This is a genomic window from Amycolatopsis sp. NPDC058986, from assembly GCF_042741125.1.
Classification (GTDB): Bacteria; Actinomycetota; Actinomycetes; order Mycobacteriales; family Pseudonocardiaceae; genus Amycolatopsis.
In genome coordinates this window covers 15211-35895 of the sequence record NZ_JBHYJW010000079.1, presented here as the reverse complement: position 1 = coordinate 35895, position 20685 = coordinate 15211, and the positions used below count along the sequence as shown (strand labels likewise).

Below are 20685 nucleotides of genomic sequence, written 5' to 3'. Positions count from 1 at the left end.
CGCACCTCCCCCCCCGAGCGCTTTTAGCCCGCTAACCGCGATTCGCCCACGGCACCCGAGCGCGTTTAGCGGGCTAAACGCGGTCCGGTCGGCCGAGCAGCGCGGTCCGGTCGGCCAGGAGCGCAGTGGGGCGGCCCGATTGCTTAGCAACGCTCAGCGCCGCGTTTAGCCCGCTAACTGCGCGCGGCCGGGGGCGCCAGGGTGCGTTTAGCGGGCTAAACGCGCTGGGGGTGGGTCAGGTGGCCAGCCAGTCGGTGTTGGCGAAATCGTCGTCGTCGGAGTGGGCCGGGCGGCGGTGGCGTCCGGCCGCGCGCCCCGCGGCAGGGGCAGGGGGCACGGCGGGCGGGGACGGGGGCGGAGGGGGTGGTGGAGCGGCGGGGTGGGCAGCTGGAGGCGCGTCCGCGGCACGGTAGCCCGCGCGGCGTTCGTTTTCCGCCTCGTCCTCTTCGAAGCCGAAGTCGTTCTCGTCCTCGGCCTTGTCGCCGACCGTCGACTCGGTGACCCAGCCACCCGCCGCTTCCGCCCGTCGCTTCTGTTCGAGCAGCTTCGTGAGCGCTTCGTCGGTCTCCCGGCGCAGCTTGTCACCGGCTTCCCGGCTCTCCTCCACCGCCTTCGCGGCCCGCTGCTCGACCAGATACATCCGGTCGCCGTTCTCCCGTTCGAGCCCGGCGAGCTTGTGCTTCAAGGCTGCGAGATCCTCTTCGGGACTCACGAGTTCGTCCTCCCCACCACCACGACGATCGCGCTATCGAGAACCGATCACACCATCGTCGTCGATCGAACCGCTGATCCGGCCCCCTGCGGGCGCCGTCTCGAACAACCCGCCGTCGACGCGGTAGCTGCCGGACGAGCGCTGCTGGTCCTCGCCGCCACCGGCCTGCCCACCGCCCATCCCACCACCCATCATTCCGCCGCCCATCATCCCCATGGACGCGGGCATGGGCTGAGTCCCGTCCGGGGCCGAGCCGAGCCCGGTCGGCGCCGGCATCGTGGAGCCGCCCCCGCCGGTCATGCCCGCCGGGTCGGAGGCCTGGCCGAGACCACTGTCCGGCCGCTGCCCGATACCGCCGTGGCTGTCGGTGGGGTCCGCAATGGACTGTGCTGTGGTCGCGTCGTTCGACGCCGCGACGGCATGGCCCTCGCCGCCCGTCGCGGGAACAGCGTCGCCTGCCGTAGGCGCCGCGCTTGCCGACGCGGGCGTCGCGGGGGTGGCGTCGGCCACGCCTCCTCCGGTGCCACCGTCGGTCACCGCGTGGTGGCGGCCGCCGGAGGCGTCGCCTGCCAGGTCTCCCCGGCTGTGCTCGACGGCCGGAGCCTGATCCCGGCTCTCCGGCTGAGCAACGGAGTGCGCGGCAGCAGGCTGCCCGGCGCCCTGATCGACAGGGCTCGCTGAGGCGGCGTGTTTGTTCGCGGCGTCGGCCGGGTTGTCTTCGCCGAGGGTGTACTTCGTCGGATGACCGGAACCGTCGTCGACGGTCACCACCGTCGGACCCTCGGCGCCCTGCGGACGCTCGGCGGTGATCTTGAGGTTCCCGTCCTCGATGTGGATCTTCCCGTCCGGCCCTGGCTGATACGCCTGGCCCGAGGTCGCCGGCTGTTGCTGGGCCAGGCGCGCCGCGGTGTCGTGATGGATCGCGCCGCCCGCGGCCGTCCCGTCCTGCGGCGTGTGCTCCTTGCCATCCCCGAAGTCGAGCTTGTAGTCCTTCGGCGGACCGGCCCCGTTGTCGACGCTGATCCCCATCTTGCCGTCCTTGCCCGGCTCGGCCATGGAGATCCTGTGGTCACCCTGTTCGACCGTCATCGTCTCCGGCTGGTCCACATCGGACTTGAGCGCCGCGCCGGTCTTCGGGTCGATCGGGTAGGGCTTGCCGGTCTCGGGATCCACTTCCAGCGGCTGATGGGTGACCGGGTTGACGTCCTGGCCCGGCATCTCGGGCGGTTTCGGCATCTCCGGTGGCTTGGGCATCTCCGGCGGCTTCGGCATGGGGCCGACCTCGGCCTGCGCGCCGGTGTCGTTGCCACCGCCGGTATTCTTCCCGCCGCCACCGGTGTCCCGGCCTCCGCCGGTGCCGGGTTTCTTTCCTTCACCGCTCTGTTTTCCGAGATCGGCGTACGGGTTCTCGTCGACCTTCCCGAGCGACTCGAAGTACTTTCCCCACGCGTCGTTGACCGCGTTGCGGGTGTTCGAACAGACCAGCTGGAAGTTCTCGATGTGCTTGCCGAACCAAGCCAGGAAGACGTCCTTGAGCCACGCCTTGGCCTGGGGCGTGATGACCTCGTCGATGGTGCTCTGGTCCAGGTCGCCCCAGTCGTCGTTGAACGCGTTCTTGGCGTCGATGCTGAGAAAACCGATGCAGTGCTTGATGTCGTTCTGGCTGCAGCTGCCGTCCGCGATGCGGACGATCCGCTCGATGTCCTGGATGGTCGCGCCGTTGACGCTGTCGGCGTACCACTTCTGGAGCCAGCCGACCTTGTCCTGGCAGAACCTGCCGATCGAACCGTTGACCCGTAGCAGCCCTTCGGCCGCCGCTTTGAACGCTTCGGCGACCAGCCTGTTCTTCTCCGAATACGCCTTCTGGTACTCGCGTGCTTGGTCGGCGGCGTCGCCTTCCCAAGTACCCAGCGAATTCTGCAGCTTGCCCGCGACGTCCTTGGACGAGTTGTCGACCGCTCCGCTCACCGCCGTCAGCTCGTCCGCGCTGGCCTTGAACAGGTTGAACGGGATGTTGTCCTGCTCGTGGTAGAGCCGCCGCAACTCCTCGAGAGAAACGAGGGCGCCGCCGGCACCCGTGATCCGCGATGCCGTGACATACAGCGGATAAAAGTTCTCGTACACCTTGAAAGCGGAAAGCCCGGGATCGAAGATTTCCTTCGAGTTCGCGCAGCCCGGGTCGGTTTCGGTCGCCCGTCCGGCGATCGCCTGCGTCTTGGCGGCGTCGCTGTTGAGCGCGGCGCGGTCGTTGTCCCGACCGGCCTGACGGCTCTTGTCGTACTCGCCCTTGGCTTCCTTGTAGATGTCCTTGAGATCGCTGAGGCCACCGTTGTTGCCGTTGATGTCGCCTTCGGTGATCCAGTCATTGTGCAGCGACTTCAGGTAGTCGCGGTACTTGTTGCGCTCGTCCTCGCTCGCGAAGCCGCAGGATTCCGGTGTTTCGTCCTCGACGTAGTCGATGTACTCCAGCGCCAGCTGGCGCTTGACGTCCATCCCCACGTTGGGGTCGTTGAGGATCTGGTCGATCTCCTGACGGCTCGGAATGTCCTTGCCGTCATCGCTGCCGACGCCCGCGAGGCCCATCAGTGCTTCCTCACTTCGGCGGCGGTCTCGTCCTCATTGGACTGGTACAGGTTCTTCGACGCCGCGAGCTTCCGGCCGAACTCGTCCGAAGCCGTCAGATAGCTGCGCGCGCATTTGGCGAGCTTCTGGATGTTCTCGGAGTACCCCTTGAAACAGTCCTTGTGCGCGGGCCCGAAGCTGTCCGGGGTCAGGACGATCTGCTCGACCGCCACGATCGGCTGTTCGCAGGCCTGCTTGGGCAGGTCCTCCAACGCCTTCGCCGCTTCGTTCAGCTGAGCCGGATCGACCTTGTGACCCTTACCCGCCATCACGCCCCCTCACCAGAGCACCTGCGTCCGTCCACATTCGGACGCGGCGGACGCTCGATCGGTGCCATCCCTCGCATACGCAATGTACCGGGCAGGTAACGCAGGCGCAGCGAGTCGGCCGGATCACCCGGCGGGCGGTGAGATCCGCCGCTACGAGACCGCGGACACCACTCCGGCGAGGCGATCGGCCGCCGCCTGGGCGGTGGACTGTGCTGGGGCCTCGACCATGACGCGGACGAGCTGCTCGGTGCCGGACGGGCGGAGCAGCACCCGGCCTTCCTCACCGAGTTCGGCCTCGACGGCACCGACGGCGTCGCGCACGGCGTCCGAGCCCGCCACCGCGGCCTTGTCCGCGACCGGCACGTTGACCAGGACCTGCGGCAGGCGGTTCATCACCGCGGCCAGCTCGGCCAGCGGCTTGCCGGTCGCGGCCATGCGGCTCATCAGGCGCAGCGCGGTGAGCAGCCCGTCGCCGGTCGTGGCGTGCGTGGGCAGCACGACGTGGCCCGACTGCTCACCGCCGAGCGCGAACCCGCTGGCCCGCAGCTCCTCGAGGACGTACCGGTCACCGACCGCGGTGGTGACGACGTTGATGCCGTGCGCGCGCATGGCCAGGTGCAGGCCGAGGTTGCTCATCACGGTCGCGACCAGCGTGTCCTTGGTCAGCTCACCGGACTCGGCCAGCGCGAGCGCGAGAACGGCCATGATCTGGTCGCCGTCGATCAGCTCGCCCGCCGCGTCCACCGCGACGCAGCGGTCGGCGTCACCATCGTGCGCGATGCCGAGGTCGGCACCGTGTTCGACGACGGCGGCGCGCAGGAGTTCGGGGTGGTTGGAGCCGCAGTGCTCGTTGATGTTGATGCCGTCCGGCTCGGCGTGCAGCGCGACGACCTCGGCCCCGGCGCGACGGTACACCTCGGGAGCGGCGGCGGACGAAGCGCCGTTGGCGCAGTCGACGACGACCTTCAGGCCCGCGAGCGGGTGCGGAGTGGCCGCGACGAGGTGCTCGGCGTAGCGGTCGAGAGCGTCCGGGACGTCGGTGACGCGGCCGACACCGACACCGGTCGGTCGCGTCGCCTGCGCGGTGAGCCCGGCCTCGATCTCGTCCTCGATACCGTCGGGCAGTTTGTGGCCGCCCGCGGCGAAGAGCTTGATGCCGTTGTCCGGCATGGGGTTGTGCGACGCGGAGATCATCACCCCGAGATCGGCGTCGAGCGCGCCGACGAGGTAGGCGACGGCCGGGGTGGGCAGAACGCCGACGCGACGGACGTCGGCACCGGCGGAGGCGAGGCCGGCGACGACCGCGGCCTCCAGCATCTCACCGCTGGCGCGCGGGTCACGTCCGACGACGGCCACCGGGCGGTGGGAGCGGTCGTGGGCGGCGAGCACCCGCGCCGCGCTGGCCGCCAGTGAGAGGGCGAGCTCCGGAGTCAGCTCGGCGTTGGCGAGACCCCGCACGCCGTCGGTACCGAATAGGCGAGCCATCTGTCGACCTCCATGTGCGACCAACCACGAGACAAGGTAGCCCCCTCACCTCACTGTCCGGCTACGGGCCCGAGTGCGTTTAGCCCGCTAAACGCGCTCCGCCGGGTCCAGGGAACTGCGTTTAGCCCGCTAAACGCACTTGGCCGGGGCGGGCAGGGTGGCGAGGGGGTGGGTGGGGACGGGGGCGGACGACCCCGGAAAACACGGGAGCGCCCATCCGATGGGGGGATGGGGGCGCCCGTGGGTTGCGCCTGGGGCGCGAATCAGCGCTTGCTGTACTGCGGAGCCTTACGGGCCTTCTTGAGGCCGTACTTCTTCCGCTCCGTGGCGCGCGCGTCACGGGTCAGGAAGCCGGCCTTCTTCAGCGCCGGGCGGTCGTCGGCGTCGACCTCGACCAGCGCACGGGCGATCGCCAGGCGCAGCGCACCGGCCTGGCCCGAGATCCCGCCACCGTGGAGGTTGGCGAAGATGTCGAAGGAGTCCGGCTTCTCCACCGTGACCAGGGGCTCACGGATGAGCTGCTGGTGCACCTTGTTGGGGAAATACTCCTCGAGCGTGCGGCCGTTGAGCTTGAACACGCCGGTACCGGGAACGACGCGCACCCGCACGACGGCCTCCTTGCGGCGGCCGACGGTCTGGGCGTTGCCACCGGCGGCACGCGAGGGACGCGGCGCGGCCGGCGTCTCGCTCGTCGCGACGGCTTCGCCGACCGCGGGAGTCTCGGTGACCGCGGGGGTCTCGGTCTCGGTGCTGGTCACAGACTGTTCCTCACTCACTGCGCGACCTGCGCGATCTTGGTGATCTCGCGCGCCTGCGGCGACTGCGCGGCGTGCGGGTGCTCCGGGCCGGCGTAGACCTTGAGCTTCTTCGCCTGCGCGCGGCCGAGCTTGTTCTTCGGCAGCATGCCCTTGACGACCTTCTCGACAAGGTGCTCCGGCTTGGTGTCGAGCAGCTCACCGAACGAGCGCTTGCGCAGACCGCCGGGGTAGCCACTGTGCCGGTACGCGAACTTCTGCTCGCGCTTGTTACCGGTGAGGGCGACCTTCTCGGCGTTGACGATGATGACGAAGTCACCGGTGTCCACGTGCGGGGCGTAGGTCGGCTTGTGCTTGCCGCGCAGCAGCGTGGCGACCTCGGTCGCGAGCCGGCCGAGCACGACATCCTCGGCGTCGATCACGTGCCAGGCACGAGTGACGTCGCCGGGCTTGGGGCTGTACGTGGGCAAGGGTCTACCTCGTCGTCAACATTGCGTGTGGGTTCTGTGCGGGCCTAGCGCTTACGCGCCGCAGCGCACAACGACATATGAAGATACCCCCACGTCCGGCGGACCCACACAGCGGGGGTGGCTCCAGACTCGCATACTAGGGTCCCAGCCGGGTGGACGCAGCAAAACTCTACCCGCCGGACCACGCGAACCGCCCGCACCGCCGTCCGCGACACGCGAGAATGAGACGATCCGGATACACCCGGAGCGGGTGGACTCGACCAGGGGAACGGCGATGAGGAAACGGCCAACCACGATCATCTGCGCGCTCGGCGCCGTGCTGGTGCTGACCACCGCGTGCGGCCAGGCCCGCGCCGGTACCGCGCTGCCCAAGGGGGACGACGCCGCGGCGTACGTCGGCGGCAAGTTCGAGACCGCCATGAACAAGCTCCAGGACGTCATCGCCGACCAGCGGGACGTCACCACCTCGTCGGACAACTACTTCCGCTTCGACGAGAAGTACGCGCACAGCGTCATCACCTCGGCCCGCACCGGCAGCCCGGAGAGCCGGGTGGTGCACAACCGCTCGCAGAAGAACCCCGACGACGTCCTCGACACCTTCACCCCGGCCGACGGTGCCCTCGAGTACATGTACCTCGGCCCGGTGTTCAAGGGGGCCGCCCCGACCTCGTGGGTGTCGATGCCCAAGCCGGAGGGCGGGCTGACGATGAAGTGCGCGTTCGCCGGCATCCTCACCGCCTGCAAGATGGCCGACGCCGTCGCGCTGTCCTACAACGCCGACAAGAAGACGGTGAAGGGCGCGAAGGTCGGCAAGGACGGCAAGACCGAGCTCACCGCCGACGTGTCGTTCGACGCCTTCCTCACCCGCCCGGTGGAGCAGCTCCCCCCGTCGATCAAGAGCCAGATCACCCCCGAGCTGCGCAAGGCGGTCATCCCGACCAAGATCCTGCTCAACCCGGACGGGACCCTGGACCAGATGGTCATGGAGGCGAAGTTCGAGGGCGGCGGCCACAAGGTCGAGCTGCGATACGACTTCCGGTTCACCGGGAAGGCCAGCGCGCAGGACCTGCCCAAGCTGCCCGACGCCGCGCAGATCACCGCGTTGCCGGACAAAGCGGCGAAGGACGCGTTGTTCGACAAGATCGCCGAAGCGAGGGGCAACTAACGTGGCCGACGACGTGAAGACCGACCGCGCGCCCCGAGGGGATCTCCGATGAGCCAGCCGCCCGACCAGCAGCCGCAGCAGTGGTGGCAGCCGAACACCGGCGGCGCGCAGCAGCAGTGGCAGCCCGAGCAGCAGGCCACCGGCCCGCACGCCGGGCAGTGGCAGCAGAACGCCGAGCCCGGCGCGGTCACCGGGTCCTACACCGGACAGTGGCAGCAGTCGCCGCAACCCGGTGGCACCGGTTCCTTTTCCGGACCGTGGCAGCAGCCCCCGGCACCGCAGCAGCCTCCCGCGCCGCAGTCCGGCGGGCAGTGGTCGCAGCAGCAGCCCGGCCAGCAGTGGCAGCCTGCCTCGGAGCCACAGCAGACACCGGCGCAGCAACCGGCGGCGGGCACCGGTACGCCGGGATCCGGCACACAGTTCGGTGGTGGTTTCCAGCCTTCGCAGTACGGCGGACTCGGGGCGTTTTCCCCGGAAACCGGCGAGAAACGGCAACGATCGAAGAAACCGTTGCTGTACGGCGGAATCGGCGTGCTCGTGATCGTCGCCGGTGGTGTCGGCGCCTGGCTGCTCGGCGCGTTCCGCGGTGACGTCCTCGAGCAGAAGTCCCTTCAGGACGGTGTGACCAAGGTGCTGAACGAGAGTTACGGCGAACCCGACGTCCAAAATGTACAGTGCCCGGCGAATCAGCTCGCCGACAACGGCACGACGTTCGATTGCACCCTGCAGATCGGGGGCCAGCCGAAAAAGGTCACCGTGCGGGTGCTCAACGACAAGCCGGAGTACGAGGTCGGCGCCCCGCACTGAGGTCGTTTCTTCCCTGTCCCCCAACGGAAACGGCGGGCCCGCACCGCAAGGTGCCGGGCCCGCCGTGGTTATCCGGGGCGGGGTAGCTCAGAACAGGTCCTTGACGCCCTGCTCGGTGCCCTGGTAGCCGTCCGCGATCTGCGGCAGCGCGGTGGCGATCTGCGCCAGAACCTGCTTGAGGTCCTCGAACTTCTGGTCCCACACGCGCTGGGCCTCGTCGTACTGGGTACGCGCGGCACCTTCCCAGTCGTGGGTCAGCGGGCGAAGGTCGTCCTTCAGCTTGTCGAACGCGGACTGCAGTTCCTTGCCGGTCGAGTTGCAGTCGTCCGCCGCGGCGTTGATGACGCCATAATCGACAACGATGCCGTCAGCCATGGTGCACTCCCTTTGTTTGTCGGAAAGAATATGGGTGGGAAAAGGTCAAGAGGTGGTACTCAGCCGAGAACGTCGAAGCCCTTGTTCACGGCGCTCATGATCTCCTGCTGCTGCTCTTCCGAGCGCTTGTACTTGGAACCGGCTTCCTGAAGCAGGTTCGCGATGTTCTGCAGGGACTGGTTGATCCCCCGGCCGTCCTCGTCGAAGCGCTGCATCACCTTGTCGAAGGCCTTCTGCGCGTCACCCTGCCAGCCGGCGCGAGTGGCCTCGATGCGGTCACGCAACTGCGACAGGTTGTGGTCCATCGCGACGCGCACCTCGGTGACGCGCTGCTCGGCCTGGGTGAACTGCTCCGGAGTTCCCTTGAAACCGCCAGCCATGGGAGCTACCCCCTTCGTTAGTGGTTGTCCGCACTAGGTCGTGTTTGTTTCGTACGGACCTACGACGGAGACATTGCCATGTCCGGTTCCCCTGTGTCGCCGTTTGCCCGCAAGTAGTTGCTTGAGTGAACGCTGGGAGCGGGAACCGATCGCGCGCGGTATTCCATGCCCCTGCGCCACAGTCGGGTTGTTCCCCGAAAAGGGGACCTCCACCAGGCGACTTAACATACGCACAGTGGTCGCGTGCGCCCGCGTTCATTGATCGCGGATCATGATTCGCGACTCGGAGAAGTCCGCTTCCTCCTCGGTGGGACGCGGCCTTCGCGCCGCGGACGGCGACGGTTCCGGTTTCGGGGGAACCAGCTCGGCCGCCGACGGCAGCTGCGGAACCGGGAGTCCCCTGGCGGCGCGGAACCGTTTCGCGGCCCCGCGCATCGAGCCCGGTGTGGGATCCGTGGCCCGGCCCGCGAGCCTGCCACGGCCGAACTGTTTGATCAGCTCCGCGTTCTCGCCGCGGTGACGTTCGTTGCGCGCCAGCGCGTCACCCGCGACGCGACGCGCGTAGGTCACCGCGTCCTGCCCCGCACGGGTGAAGGCCGCGGCGGCGGTCTCGGGTTCGGACGGCACGAGGCGCCCCTTTCAGTTGACGACCTCGAGCGTGCGTGCGACCTGCTCGCAGGCCGCGCTCACCCGCTGCTGAAGCGCGGGCACGCTGTACTGGCAGCCTATGTGCACCCGGATCCGGCCCTGTACGACGACGTACCAGAAGACCCTCGCCTGGTCCTTCGTCTCCTGGTAGGCGATCACCTGACGACCGGCGTAGGACGCGTCGGGGTCGTACGCGCTGTAGCGCTCGGGGTAGCGCGCGGCCTGGCCTCGCAGGTCGTCGACGAGCTGCCGGCGATCGGCGGTGGCGTCGTAGTTCATGGGGTACTCCTGGGCGACCACCAGATCGAAGCCCGCCGGGGAGTCCTGGGGATGGATGACGACCTGCTTCTCGGCGACCCGGTCGTCGGTCTGGACCCAGTCCGGCGGCGCGATGAACCGGTAGTCGTACTGGGCGAGGGTGCGGCCTGGGGGCTTGTCCGCGCCGCCCTTGTTCAGCATCACGACCAGCCCGGTGGCGCCCAGCGCGACGACCACCACGGCCGCGACGATCCAGAGCAGTTTGGACCGCTTCGAGCGTCCGGCACGCTCGACCCGTTTCGTGTCACCGCCCCGCTCAGGCCCCGGCGAGCCCCACGGAACCGCCGGCTGACCTCGGGGCGGCGACGGCGGCGGCCCCTGGCGCGCTGCGTTTAGCGGGCTAAACGCACTTTGGGCGGGCCGGGGCGGGAAGCTGGGGTGCGGTTCGGTGGGGCGAGGCGGCGTGGCGCGTGGGTCGCCGGTGTGGGGCGCGGGGGCCGGGGGCGCGGCGGGTGGGGCCGCCGCGGGGCGTGGGACGTCCCCGGGCCGGACGACCTCGGTGCGATGCTCGGCTGGGGGGACACCGCCGGGCGCGGCGCCGAGACGGGCCATGGTGGTGCCCGGCAGCGAACCGGTGCGATCGGGGTCGACGAGCACGGCGCGGAGCGCACCACGCGCGACGACCGTCTCCGGCTGGTCCAAGCTCGTCGGCACGACGCCGGTCCGCTCGTGCGTCAGCCGCGAGATCATCGGGATCCGGCTCGACCCGCCGACCAGGAAGATCGCGGTCAGCTGCTTCGGCCGCAGACCGGCGTCGGCGATGGCCGCGCTCGTCAGTTCCACGGCGCGTCCGAGTGGCGCGCCGATCAGGCGCTCGAGGTCCTCGCGGGTGACGTGGGCGTCCGCGAACGGCGGCGGCATCGGCACATCCGTATAGGCGTGCCGCGACAGCGTCTCCTTGGCACCGCGCACGTCCTGCCGGAGCACGCGCCTGCGGCGCCGGTCCGCGAGCTCGCGGCCCTCGACCAGCTGCCGCCAGGCCCCCGGGTCCGCGGACGAGACGAGCGAGCCGACGTGCTCGAGCAGCGCCTGGTCGATGTCCGCGCCGCCGAAGCTCGGGTCGCCCCTGGTCGCCAGCACCTGGAACCCGCCCCGCTGCGGCCGCGCCGCTGCGTTTAGCCCGCTAAACGCAGCGGGCGGGGGTGTGCGGGTGACGACGCTGACGTCGACGGTGCCACCGCCGAGGTCGAGGACGGCGAGGGTGTCGCCGGGGCGGCCGCTGAATTCGACGGTGCGATCGGACTTCAGGTCCGAGGGGGCGAAGGTCGCCGCGTGGTACACGGCCGCCGCGACGGGTTCCGGCACGAGGGCGACCTCCTGCGCCAGCCGCCCCGCCGCCTGGCGCAGGAGCCTTGTCCTGATCGCGCCCCAGTCCGCAGGGTGCGTGAGGACCAGCAGATCGACCTCGGCCTCACCGGCCAGCCGGCGTGCTTCGGTGACCGCTCGGGCCAGCACGGCGTGCACCACATCGGTCACCCGGAGCACGTTTTCGCCGAGCAGCAGCTCGCCCTCGTCGATCCGGCGCTTCGGGTGCGGCTCGTACCGCGACGGGTCGACCGCGGCCTGCCGCTCCGCCTCCTGGCCGACGAACAACGTGCCGTCGGGTGCCGCGTAGACGGCCGACGACATGAGCGGCTGGCCGTCGATCACCACGACCTGCGGTTCGCGCCCGTTCACGGAGGCGACGACACAGGTACTCGATGTCCCGAAGTCCACCGCTACCCGTAACGTCACCAGCCACTCCCGCAGATCGTCGTTCTCCTGTCCTTCGCGGGCATCACTCCGGCGGGATCCACGAAACCTGGATCAGCTGCTTGCCCCACTTGCGCGTCAGCAGGTTGCCCCTGCCGGGAGGCATCGGGCCGGCCTTGATGTTGCCGACCAGGGTGCCCTCGTCCTTCGAGCCGTTCATGACCATGCCCGGCGCCGACAGTTCCTTCAGCTTGCCGAGGATCGGGTCGTACATGGCCCGGCTCGCACCACCGGTACGGCGGACCACGATCAGGTGCAGCCCGACGTCCTTGGCCTGGGCGAGGAACTCCGAGAGCGGCTTGAGCGGGTTGCTGCTCTGGGTCGCCACCAGGTCGTAGTCGTCGACGAGGACGAACAGCTCCGGACCGGTCCACCAGGAGCGGTTCTTCAGCTGTTCCTGCGTGACGTCCGGGCCGGGGAGCCGCCGGGTCATCGACCCGTAGACGTCCTTGGCCATGCTGTCCAGCTGATTCGCCGACACCGCGTAACCGAGCAGCGAGTCCCCGCTGAGGAATCCGAGCATGGTGCGCCGGTAGTCGACCAGCAGCATCACGGCTTCCTGCGGCGTGTAGCGCTCGGCGATACCGCGCGCGATCTGCCGGAGCAGGTTGGTCTTGCCCGATTCGCCGTCGGCGAACGCGTAGAAATGCGGCTCCGCGTCGAAGTCGAGGTAGATCGGCTGAAGATCTTCCTCGTTGACCCCGATCGGCACCAGCTTCGTGGCCCGCTTGCTGTCCAGCCGGAGAACCTCGTCGTAGGTGACCATCTCCGGCAGCAGGCGGACCTGCGGTGCCGGGCGGCCCCGCCAGGCACCCTTGATCTTCGCGACCGCGTCGGCGACGCCGGCGGCGATCGTGTCCGGGTCACTGGAGCCGTCGATCCGCGGCAGACCGGTGAGCATGTGCAGCTTTTCCCGGGTCATCCCGCGTCCCGGCCGCCCCGCGGGGACGTTCACCGCGGCGCGACGGTCCACTTCGGACTCGCTCGGGTCACCGAGCCGCAGCTCGAAGCGCGTGCCGAGCATGTCCTTGATCGCCGGGCGGATGTCGGCCCACCGGTTGGCACCGACGACGACGTGCACGCCGTAGGACAGACCCTGCATGGCGAGCCGGGTGATCGAGGTTTCCAGCTCCTCGAAGTCCTCTCGCAGCGCCTTCCAGCCGTCGACCACGAGGAACGCGTCACCGAAGGCGTCCTGCTCCGGTTTGATCTCCCCGCGCCGCTTCCGGTTGCGGAACTCGTTCATCGAGTCGATGCCCATGGCGGCGAACCGGCCCTCCCGCTCGGTGAGCAGGGTGGTCAGCTCCGCGACGATCCGGCGGGCCTTGTCCGGCTCGCGCCGTGCCACCGCGACACCACCGACGTGCGGCAGGTCGGCGAGCCCGCCGAGCGTGCCGCCACCGAGGTCCAGACAGTAGAACTGGACCTCTTCCGGGGTGTGGGTCAGCGCCATCGACATGATCAGCGTCCGCAGCATCGTCGACTTGCCCGACTGCGGACCACCGACGATCAGTCCGTGCCCGGCGGCGCCGGAGAAGTCCGCCCACAGACCGTCACGCCGCTGCTCGTACGGGCGGTCGACGATGCCGAGCGGGACCTGGAGCCGTCCGTTGCCGAAGAAGCCGACCGGGGACAGGCCGCGATCGTCGGTCGGGTTGAGGTTCGGCAGCAGCGTGTCGAGCGAGTTGGGCTCCTTCAGCGGTGGCAGCCACACCTCGTGCGCCGGCGGGCCCTGGCCGACCAGCCGCCCGACGATGACGTCGAGCTCGCTCGGCTCGACCGCCTCCTCCGGCTGACGTTCCTGCTTCGGCGCCTCTTCCTCGATCTGCTGCGGCTCCGGTTCCTTCGGCAGCTCGACGAAGTCCGGCACGAACAGCTGCGGGCGCTTGTCCGCGCGGACGACCGTCGCCGCGGGCCCCGCCGCCTTGATCCCCGCGGGACGGTACGGGCCCGAAACGTAGGACGCCTTGAACCGCACCATCGTGGAGGTGTCGTACTTGAGGTACCCCGAACCCGGGATCGACGGCAGCTCGAACGCGTCCGGCACGCCGATCGCCGCGCGGGATTCCGCCGCGGAGAACGTCTTCAGGCCGATCCGGTAGGACAGGTGCGAGTCGAGACCACGCAGCTTTCCTTCCTCCAGGCGCTGCGAGGCGAGCAACATGTGCATCTGCAGCGACCGGCCCAGCCGGCCGATGGCGACGAACAGGTCGATGAAGTCCGGTTTCGCGGACAGCAACTCGGAGAACTCGTCGACGACGATGAACAGCGCGGGCAGCGGGTCGAGGTCGGCGCCGTTCTCGCGAGCCTTCTCGTACTCCCAGACGTTCTTGAAGTTACCGCCGTTCTTGAGCGCCTCCTGGCGCCTGTTCATCTCGCCTGCCAGCGCGTCCTTCATACGGTCGACCAGGGTGACCTCGTCGGCGAGGTTGGTGATGACCGCGGAGACGTGCGGTGCGTCGTCCAGGCCGAGGAACGTCGCACCACCCTTGAAGTCGACGAGGACGAAGTTGAGCGTCGTCGAGGAATGGGTGGCCAGCATGCCCAGCACCAGCGTGCGGAGGAACTCCGACTTACCGGAACCGGTCGCGCCGATGCACAGGCCGTGCGGGCCCATGCCCTCCATCGCGGCTTCCTTGATGTCCAGCTCGACGGCCTGGCCGTACTCGCCGACCCCGAACGGGACGCGGTAGCGGTCCCGGACCGGGCGCGGTCGCCACGCCTGCTGGACGTCGAACGTCATCGGGTCGCCCGGGATGCCGAGCAGCTCGAGCAGCGTCGGGTTGGACAGCAGCGGCTCGTCCTCGCTGGCGTCCTGCGCCGCGGAGCCCACCCGGTACGGCGCGATGAGCCGGGCCACCGCCTCGGCCTCGACCACCGACAGGCGGTCCGGGCGGCCGAACCACTCGACACCGCCCGCGCTGCGGGCGCCGAGCCGGGTCTCCTCGACGACCAGCCGGAGACCGCGGCGGGCGGCGAGGTTGCCGATGGAGTCGGACAGGTCGATCAGCGTGACGCCGACCAGGCCCTCCTCCAGGATGATCTGCTCCTCGCGGGTGACCTCCGCGTCGTCGACGATGATCACGACGTGCGGCTGGTCGGGCGCCGGGGTGGCGTTGCGGGAGAAGCGCTGGCGGTCGCGCAGCTCCTCGTCGAGCCACTGCTCGATCTGGGCGAGCGATCCGGCCATCATGCGGAGCTGGCCGATGCCGTCGGCCAGCGTCGGGTGCTGCACGTGCGGCAGCCACTTCGCCCATTCCCATTCGGACTTCGCGCGGCCCGCGGTGGCGACGGCGATCAGGACGTCGTCGGGGCTGTGGAACGTGACCAGCTGGCAGAGGAGGGCGCGGGTCAGCGAGCGGGTCAGCTCGCGGTCGCCCTGCATGCTGACGGCGGCGAACCCGCGCAGGGTGATCTGCGTCGGCAGGTCGGGGACGATCGAGTGCGCGCGCACGAACCGGCGCAGCGCGAGGGTGGCGATCGGCTCCAGCTCGTCGACCGGGCCGGTCTGCGGCGGCACCAGCCGCGTCGCGAGGCGGTGCGAGCTGCGGCCGACGCGCAGGTGCAGGAAGTCCTGGTCGTTCTGGCGGCGCTCCCACATCCGGCGGCTGGCAGCCAGCGACCACAGCGTCTGCGGGTCCGGGTGCACCCATTCGAGCGCGGCACGCTGGTCGACCATCGCCTCGCGGGCGCGGTCCCGCATCTGGCCGAGGTAGCGGAGGTAGTCCTTGCGGTCCTCGTCCATTTCGGCCTTCTTGGCGCCGCCGCCGCGGCCGCCCCCGCCGGCCATCATGCCGACGGTCCCCATGACCATCATGCCGCCCATCATGAGCATCATCGGGTTGCGTCCACCCGCGGTGAACATGAAGACCATCATGCCCAGCGAGGCCACGATCATGACCGCGGGCAGCAGCTTCATCACGATGTTGCCGGGGATGGTGCGGGGCACCTCCGGTGGCGGTTCAAGGTGCACCTCGCCACCCGGCGGGCGCGGCGCTGCCAGCCGTGGCGACTTCTTGAACTGCAGCGTGCTCATCGAAGGACCCCTCTTCAAACTCGACGATGGCGGCCACCGTTTTGTGCGCTCAGGTGCGCGGAACAACCTATCGAACGTCGGGCGGGAAATCCGGCCAATGCCGTGAACGGCCGGAGACCTCGATGATCGACTCGATGAGCTTGCCCGCCGAGTGTAGGGCGCGGCACCGACAGTAGCGACCGAACCCGCAGCCCTCTCCTTATCTCCTTCCCTTCTCCCCTCCTCGCGCCCCGGACCGCGTTTAGCCCGCTAAACGCGCTCTCCCGGCCGCCCCGACGCGCGTTTAGCGGGCTAACTGCACTCGGCCCGTCCCCTGTTCCGCGTCCCCTGTGCGCCCCGTCTCCCTCACCCGCAGGCGACGTGGACCTGGGGCGCCGTGCGCGTTTAGCGGGCTAAACGCGCTCGGCGGCGAGGTCGGGAGCGGGGGCGGTCAGCGCGCTGGAGCGGCGTGGCGAGGGCATACTTTTGCCGGTCAATTTCGGACAGTCGGTGATAGCGGCACCCGGGTTCGGTATAAGTTCCCCCCGGGAGCAGTCTCATCAGAGCGGGGGCAGTGCAGTGGCGACGGGCACGACAGTTTTCAGCAGGGTGACGGTGGTGGCACCGCGCACCCGGATCGACGTCGCGCTGCCGGCCGACGTCGCGGTGGCCGATTTGCTGCCCATGCTGCTGGACATGGCCAAGGAGACGACGCCCGACGGCGGCGCGCGCCACGGCGGCTGGGCACTGGCCAAGCTCGGCGACGCGCCGCTGGACCCCAGCCGCACGCTCGCCTCGCTCGGGATCGTCGACGGTGAGCTGCTGCAGCTGCGCAAGCGCAACGAGAACCCGCCGCCCCCGCTGTACGACGACGTCGTCGACGCGATCGCCGAGTCCTCACCGGACAGCTTCCGCCCGTGGACGAAGGAGACCGCGCGCCGGTTCGGTCACGTCGCGGGCGGGCTGGCCCTGGTCGCGGCCGCGTTCGCACTGTTCTTGAGCGGTTCGTTCTACGGCGGGCCCGCGCTCGCCGCCGCGATCGCGGGCGGTATCGGCGCGATCGCGTGTGTCGCGGTCGGCGCGACGCTGGCCAAGGCGTACCAGGCCGAGGCGACCGGCGTACTCGTCGCCGCCGCGGGCGGTCTGCCGCTGGCGTTCGTCAGTGGCTTCTACATCGTGCCGGGGCTGTCGTTGCGGGCGAACCTCCTGCTCGGCTGCGCGCTCGTCCTCATCGTCGCGTCCGTCTGCATCCTGGTCATCGGCGCCGGGATCACGACGTTCATCGCGGCCGCGACGGTGGGCGCGTTCGGTGCGCTGGCGTTCCTGTTCGGCACGTTCGTCGCGCACCCGCTGCCCGGGATCGCCGCCGGGACCGCGGCTGTCGCCCTCGCCTGTATCTCGATCCTGCCGAGGGCGACGATCTGGCTCGCGAAACTTCCGCTGCCGCACGTGCCCGGGAGTGCGGAGGAGCTGAAGGAGGACTCCGGCTTCCCCGACTACCGCGCCATCGAGCGGCGGACGGCCGTCGCGCACAACTACATGACCGGCCTCATGATCGGCTGCGGCGTCACCACGGCGATCGCCGCGATCATCGCGTCGACCGCGCCCGGCCCGTTCGGGATCATCCTCGGTGTCGTCGCCAGCCTCGTGCTGCTGCTGCGCGCACGGGCCTACGCCAACGGCAGCCAGGCGATCGCCCTGCTCACGACCGGCATGGTCTCCGCGGCGGGCATCCTGCTCGGCTGGATATGGACGGCGACACCCCAGGCACGCGTGCTGTACGTCTTCGGCGCGCTGATCCTGGTCGCGGCGGGCTCGCTGGTGGTCGGTGTGATCTTCCCGAACCAGCGGTTCTCCCCTCCGCTGCGACGGACGGTGGAGATCATCGAGGCGATCTGCATCGCCACGGTGCTCCCCCTCGCGCTCGGCGTCATGGACCTTTACACCACGCTGCGTCACCTCAACTTCAAGTGACGTCGACCCGATCGGATGATGTTCAGATGGCGGTAGCGCGGAACGGCGGCAGGCCGCGCCGGCAGCTCGGCCGCGCCGGGCGGGCCGCGACGGTCACGCTCGCGGCGACGATCGGGGTTCTCTCCCCGATGGTGGCGATGCCGGTGTGGGCGCAGCAGCCCAGCGTGTCCCCTTCCGAGGGCGGCTACTATGCGGCGCCGCCGCCGATCGGCAACACGCCGCCGCCCGGGGACCCGGGCAAGCCGGATGAGAACTACGTCCAGACCAAGCAGTGCGTGCAGCGCAGCCTGGGCAAGAACATCATTCCCAAGAACCGGCCGTGGGGCCAGGAATACCTGCAGATCGACAAGCTCCACGAGATCGTGAAGGCCGCGACCGGCAGCGTCGGCGGCGGTCAGAAGATCGCGGTGATCGACACCGGCGTCACCAAACATCCCTGGCTCAAGAACGTGGAAAGCGGCGGCGACTACGTCGCCAACCCGAAGAACGGTGTCCAGCCCGGTCTCGAGGACTGCGACGGTCACGGCACCGAGGTCGCCGGCATCATCGCCGCGGACACCCCGGCGGACATCGGGTTCAAGGGGGTCGCCCCGGACGCCACCATCCTGTCGATCCGGCAGTCCAGCCAGAACTACGGCAAGGACACCAAGGAGTCCGCTGCCTCGTCCCCGCCCGCGTCCCCACCGGCCTCGTCAGGGGCACCGCCGTCGTCGGGGGGTGCTTCGAAGTCACAGCTCCCGCCCTCGAACGGCGGCGGCAGCGGGCAGGGTGCCCAACCGGGCGACACGACCTCGCCCGAGCAGAAAGGCCCCGGCCGCGGGCAGGAGACCGCCGGTACCGCCGGGAAGCTGACGACACTGGCGCAGGCCGTGGTGCGCGCGGTGGCCAAGGGCGCCACCGTGATCAACATGTCGGTGGACAACTGCCGTCCCTCCGACGGGCGGATCTCCGACGGGGAGCGCCAGCTGCAGGCCGCGGTGCACTACGCGGTGCAGCAAAAGGTCGTCGTGGTCGCGGCGGCGGGCAACACGACCGAGACGTGCCCGCAGAACGATCAGCTGAACCCGAACCAGCCGCGCTCGATCGTCACGCCGCCCTGGTTCTCCGAAGACGTGATTTCCGTGGCCGCGATCGACGTCACCGGCGGTGTCGCGAACTTCAGCGTCAACGGCCCGTGGACCACTGTCGCGGCGCCGGGAACGGACATCATCTCGCTGGATCCGGCAGCGGGCTCGACCGGCCTGGCCAACCTGACGATCGAGGGAAACTCCGAACCGAGCGCGATCCAGGGAACGAGCTTTGCGGCACCGTACGTAGCGGGTGTCGCGGCGTTGATCAAGGCGAAATACCCGAACCTCGACGCCAAGGGTGTCATGCGGCGGATCATCAATACCGCGCAACACCCGGCGGCGCCCGGAGGGCACGACAACTTCGTCGGCCACGGCGTGATCGACCCCATGGCGGCACTGACCGCGAGTGTGTCCTCGGAGGAGGGCGTGCCGTCGGTCAAGCCGGTACAGCAGGTCGCGACGCTGCCACCGGCCAACGACCGCGACCAGGCGGCGATCATCGTCGCCCTCGCCGGCACCGGCGGCGGCCTGGTGGCTCTGCTGATCACCCTGTTCGTCATGCACACCATCCGCCGAAACCGCGCGGCGACCGATGTCACCCGCAAGACCCCCTGACCGCGTTTAGCGGGCTAACTGCACTCGCGCCGCCCCACGACCTCACCTCTCTGCCGCACCCAAGTGCGTTTAGCCCGCTAAACGCACTTCCCGTTGGGCTGGCCGAGTGCGTTTAGCGGGCTAAACGCACTCGCGGGCCGGGCCGTTCACTTCCGGGGTGGGGGTTTCGGCGCGGGCTTGGCCTCGTCTTCGCCGATCACGGGTGGGACAACCTGCGCGGGCTCGCCGAACACGTCCGAAGCCTTCGGGACCGCGCGGTGCTTGGACTGACGTTGTTTCGCACCACCGTCCATGCCCATACCGCCGAAACCCATAGGCATCATCGGCATCCCCATGCCGCTACTGGACTGCTGAGACGCGCTCGGCGCGGCAGGCGCTGGACCGAGCGGCAGCGCTCCGGCCCCGGTCGACTGCCCCTGCTCGATCTCGGGATCCCGCGCGCCGGTGTGCCGCCCCTCGGCTGAGTCGTGCGCCGCCGACGGCGTCGTCGTACCCTCCGCCTCACCCCCACCGGCCTGGGAATCCGCAGCCGGACCGGGATCGGCGCCGACGTCGTGAAGTTTGAACCGCTCCTGTGGATAACGATGCGCGATCTCGATGCTGCGCGACGCCACGTCAGGGTCGTCGACACCATCGCAGAGCCTCCCGAACGCCTCGAAGACGTCGCGCGCGGCCTCGTACAGAGCCTTCGCTGTCTGCTGCGTCTCTTGCATCTGAGCACGCGTCCGAGTGAGGCCACCGACCGGCAACATGGCCGATTCGGAGACGAGCCCTGCGGTGTCGACCAGGACCTCGGCCAGGTCGACCACGATGCGACGAACCGCTGAGACGAGTTCGTCCAGTGCGCCGGCCAGCGCACTCAGCGCATCTCCGACGTCGGCGCCCGCGGCACCGATCGCGCCCATGTAGGCGACGAAGGCATCCGCGTCGTCGCCGGACCACCCCGCGTCGAGCCGTCCGAGGTCGTCGGCGAGCTGGCCCGATACGACCCCTGCCGCTTTCGCCGCCCGGCGCAGCCCCTCGGACTCTGCGCCGAGCACCTCCCACTGGCCGATCAACGGCCGGAAGTACGCCTCCACCGGGTCGATCAGGCCCAGCTCGTCGGCCAGTTCCGACAGGTACCCCAGGTACGGCCCCGCCGCCGCCTCGATCTCCGGACCGTCGCCGCGCCCGGGTAGACCCCGAAAACCCCGCCGCCGGGGCGGGGGGGGCCCCGCGGGGGGGGGGGGGGATGGTTAGGTGGGGGCCGCGCC

General features: G+C 69.6%; 16 protein-coding genes. 4 read left to right on the top strand and 12 right to left on the bottom strand.

From position 1 onward, the window contains the following. Positions 1 to 235: 235 nt before the first annotated feature. From ACFW0G_RS40735 to rplM, 6 genes are all read right to left on the bottom strand, one after another. Positions 236 to 712: a hypothetical protein gene (locus ACFW0G_RS40735; RefSeq protein WP_378330884.1), complete on the bottom strand. Its 477-nt coding sequence runs from the start codon at positions 710 to 712 to the stop codon at positions 236 to 238. Between the two features lie 33 nt (positions 713 to 745). Continuing rightward, a complete protein-coding gene (locus tag ACFW0G_RS40730; protein WP_378330883.1) occupies positions 746 to 3295 on the bottom strand; it encodes a hypothetical protein in 2550 nt (849 codons plus the stop codon). Continuing rightward, positions 3295 to 3603 (bottom strand): type VII secretion target, encoded by a 309-nt coding sequence (locus tag ACFW0G_RS40725; RefSeq protein WP_378330882.1) that lies wholly within the window; start codon positions 3601 to 3603, stop codon positions 3295 to 3297. The genes ACFW0G_RS40730 and ACFW0G_RS40725 overlap by 1 nt, the downstream gene beginning before the upstream one ends. A gap of 150 nt (positions 3604 to 3753) precedes the next feature. Then, positions 3754 to 5088: a phosphoglucosamine mutase gene (gene glmM / locus ACFW0G_RS40720; RefSeq protein WP_378330881.1), complete on the bottom strand. Its 1335-nt coding sequence runs from the start codon at positions 5086 to 5088 to the stop codon at positions 3754 to 3756. 263 nt (positions 5089 to 5351) lie between these two features. Beyond that, the gene (gene rpsI, locus ACFW0G_RS40715; protein ID WP_378330880.1) at positions 5352 to 5846 is read right to left on the bottom strand and encodes a 30S ribosomal protein S9; all 495 of its coding nucleotides are present in this window, start codon (positions 5844 to 5846) and stop codon (positions 5352 to 5354) included. 14 nt (positions 5847 to 5860) lie between these two features. Continuing rightward, the gene (gene rplM, locus ACFW0G_RS40710; protein WP_345396768.1) at positions 5861 to 6313 is read right to left on the bottom strand and encodes a 50S ribosomal protein L13; all 453 of its coding nucleotides are present in this window, start codon (positions 6311 to 6313) and stop codon (positions 5861 to 5863) included. A 274-nt stretch (positions 6314 to 6587) separates the two neighbouring features. Here rplM and ACFW0G_RS40705 point away from each other — a divergent pair, with 274 nt between their 5' ends. Next, a complete protein-coding gene (locus ACFW0G_RS40705) occupies positions 6588 to 7478 on the top strand; it encodes a hypothetical protein (protein WP_378330879.1) in 891 nt (296 codons plus the stop codon). Positions 7479 to 7526: 48 nt separating this feature from the next. Continuing rightward, positions 7527 to 8285 carry a DUF4333 domain-containing protein gene (locus tag ACFW0G_RS40700; protein ID WP_378330878.1) on the top strand — a complete coding sequence of 253 codons (759 nt, stop codon included), beginning with the start codon at positions 7527 to 7529 and terminating at the stop codon, positions 8283 to 8285. A gap of 87 nt (positions 8286 to 8372) precedes the next feature. On the opposite strand, the gene ACFW0G_RS40695 is transcribed toward ACFW0G_RS40700, so the two are convergent. The 5 genes from ACFW0G_RS40695 to eccCa all read right to left on the bottom strand — a co-directional run bounded on the left by ACFW0G_RS40695 (position 8373) and on the right by eccCa (position 15794). Continuing rightward, positions 8373 to 8660 carry a WXG100 family type VII secretion target gene (locus ACFW0G_RS40695; RefSeq protein WP_378330877.1) on the bottom strand — a complete coding sequence of 96 codons (288 nt, stop codon included), beginning with the start codon at positions 8658 to 8660 and terminating at the stop codon, positions 8373 to 8375. A 59-nt stretch (positions 8661 to 8719) separates the two neighbouring features. After that, a complete protein-coding gene (locus ACFW0G_RS40690; RefSeq protein WP_378330876.1) occupies positions 8720 to 9040 on the bottom strand; it encodes a WXG100 family type VII secretion target in 321 nt (106 codons plus the stop codon). A gap of 255 nt (positions 9041 to 9295) precedes the next feature. Then, on the bottom strand, positions 9296 to 9667 hold the full coding sequence (locus ACFW0G_RS40685) for a hypothetical protein (protein WP_378330875.1): 372 nt from the start codon (positions 9665 to 9667) through the stop codon (positions 9296 to 9298). 12 nt (positions 9668 to 9679) lie between these two features. Continuing rightward, entirely contained in the window at positions 9680 to 11740 is a 2061-nt protein-coding gene (locus ACFW0G_RS40680) for a type VII secretion-associated protein (RefSeq protein WP_378330874.1), read from the bottom strand. 43 nt (positions 11741 to 11783) lie between these two features. Continuing rightward, positions 11784 to 15794: a type VII secretion protein EccCa gene (gene eccCa / locus ACFW0G_RS40675; RefSeq protein WP_378330873.1), complete on the bottom strand. Its 4011-nt coding sequence runs from the start codon at positions 15792 to 15794 to the stop codon at positions 11784 to 11786. Positions 15795 to 16382: 588 nt separating this feature from the next. Here eccCa and eccD point away from each other — a divergent pair. Together eccD and ACFW0G_RS40665 are read left to right on the top strand one after the other, a co-directional pair. Beyond that, positions 16383 to 17747 (top strand): type VII secretion integral membrane protein EccD, encoded by a 1365-nt coding sequence (gene eccD, locus ACFW0G_RS40670; RefSeq protein ID WP_378330872.1) that lies wholly within the window; start codon positions 16383 to 16385, stop codon positions 17745 to 17747. 26 nt (positions 17748 to 17773) lie between these two features. Then, positions 17774 to 19432 carry a S8 family serine peptidase gene (locus tag ACFW0G_RS40665; RefSeq protein ID WP_378330871.1) on the top strand — a complete coding sequence of 553 codons (1659 nt, stop codon included), beginning with the start codon at positions 17774 to 17776 and terminating at the stop codon, positions 19430 to 19432. 146 nt (positions 19433 to 19578) lie between these two features. Here the strand turns inward: ACFW0G_RS40665 and ACFW0G_RS40660 are convergent, their stop codons facing one another. After that, on the bottom strand, positions 19579 to 20511 hold the full coding sequence (locus ACFW0G_RS40660) for a WXG100 family type VII secretion target (protein ID WP_378330870.1): 933 nt from the start codon (positions 20509 to 20511) through the stop codon (positions 19579 to 19581). Positions 20512 to 20685 lie beyond the last annotated feature (174 nt).

Bases quoted from the DNA above. Each gene is read 5' to 3' on its own strand.
- ACFW0G_RS40730 (WP_378330883.1), bottom strand. From the start codon at position 3,295: ATGGGCCTCGCGGGCGTCGGCAGCGATGACGGCAAGGACATTCCGAGC.
- ACFW0G_RS40725 (WP_378330882.1), bottom strand. From the start codon at position 3,603: ATGGCGGGTAAGGGTCACAAGGTCGATCCGGCTCAGCTGAACGAAGCG.
- glmM (WP_378330881.1), bottom strand. From the start codon at position 5,088: ATGGCTCGCCTATTCGGTACCGACGGCGTGCGGGGTCTCGCCAACGCC.
- ACFW0G_RS40705 (WP_378330879.1), top strand. From the start codon at position 6,588: ATGAGGAAACGGCCAACCACGATCATCTGCGCGCTCGGCGCCGTGCTG.
- ACFW0G_RS40700 (WP_378330878.1), top strand. From the start codon at position 7,527: ATGAGCCAGCCGCCCGACCAGCAGCCGCAGCAGTGGTGGCAGCCGAAC.
- ACFW0G_RS40695 (WP_378330877.1), bottom strand. From the start codon at position 8,660: ATGGCTGACGGCATCGTTGTCGATTATGGCGTCATCAACGCCGCGGCG.
- ACFW0G_RS40690 (WP_378330876.1), bottom strand. From the start codon at position 9,040: ATGGCTGGCGGTTTCAAGGGAACTCCGGAGCAGTTCACCCAGGCCGAG.
- eccCa (WP_378330873.1), bottom strand. From the start codon at position 15,794: ATGAGCACGCTGCAGTTCAAGAAGTCGCCACGGCTGGCAGCGCCGCGC.
- ACFW0G_RS40665 (WP_378330871.1), top strand. From the start codon at position 17,774: ATGGCGGTAGCGCGGAACGGCGGCAGGCCGCGCCGGCAGCTCGGCCGC.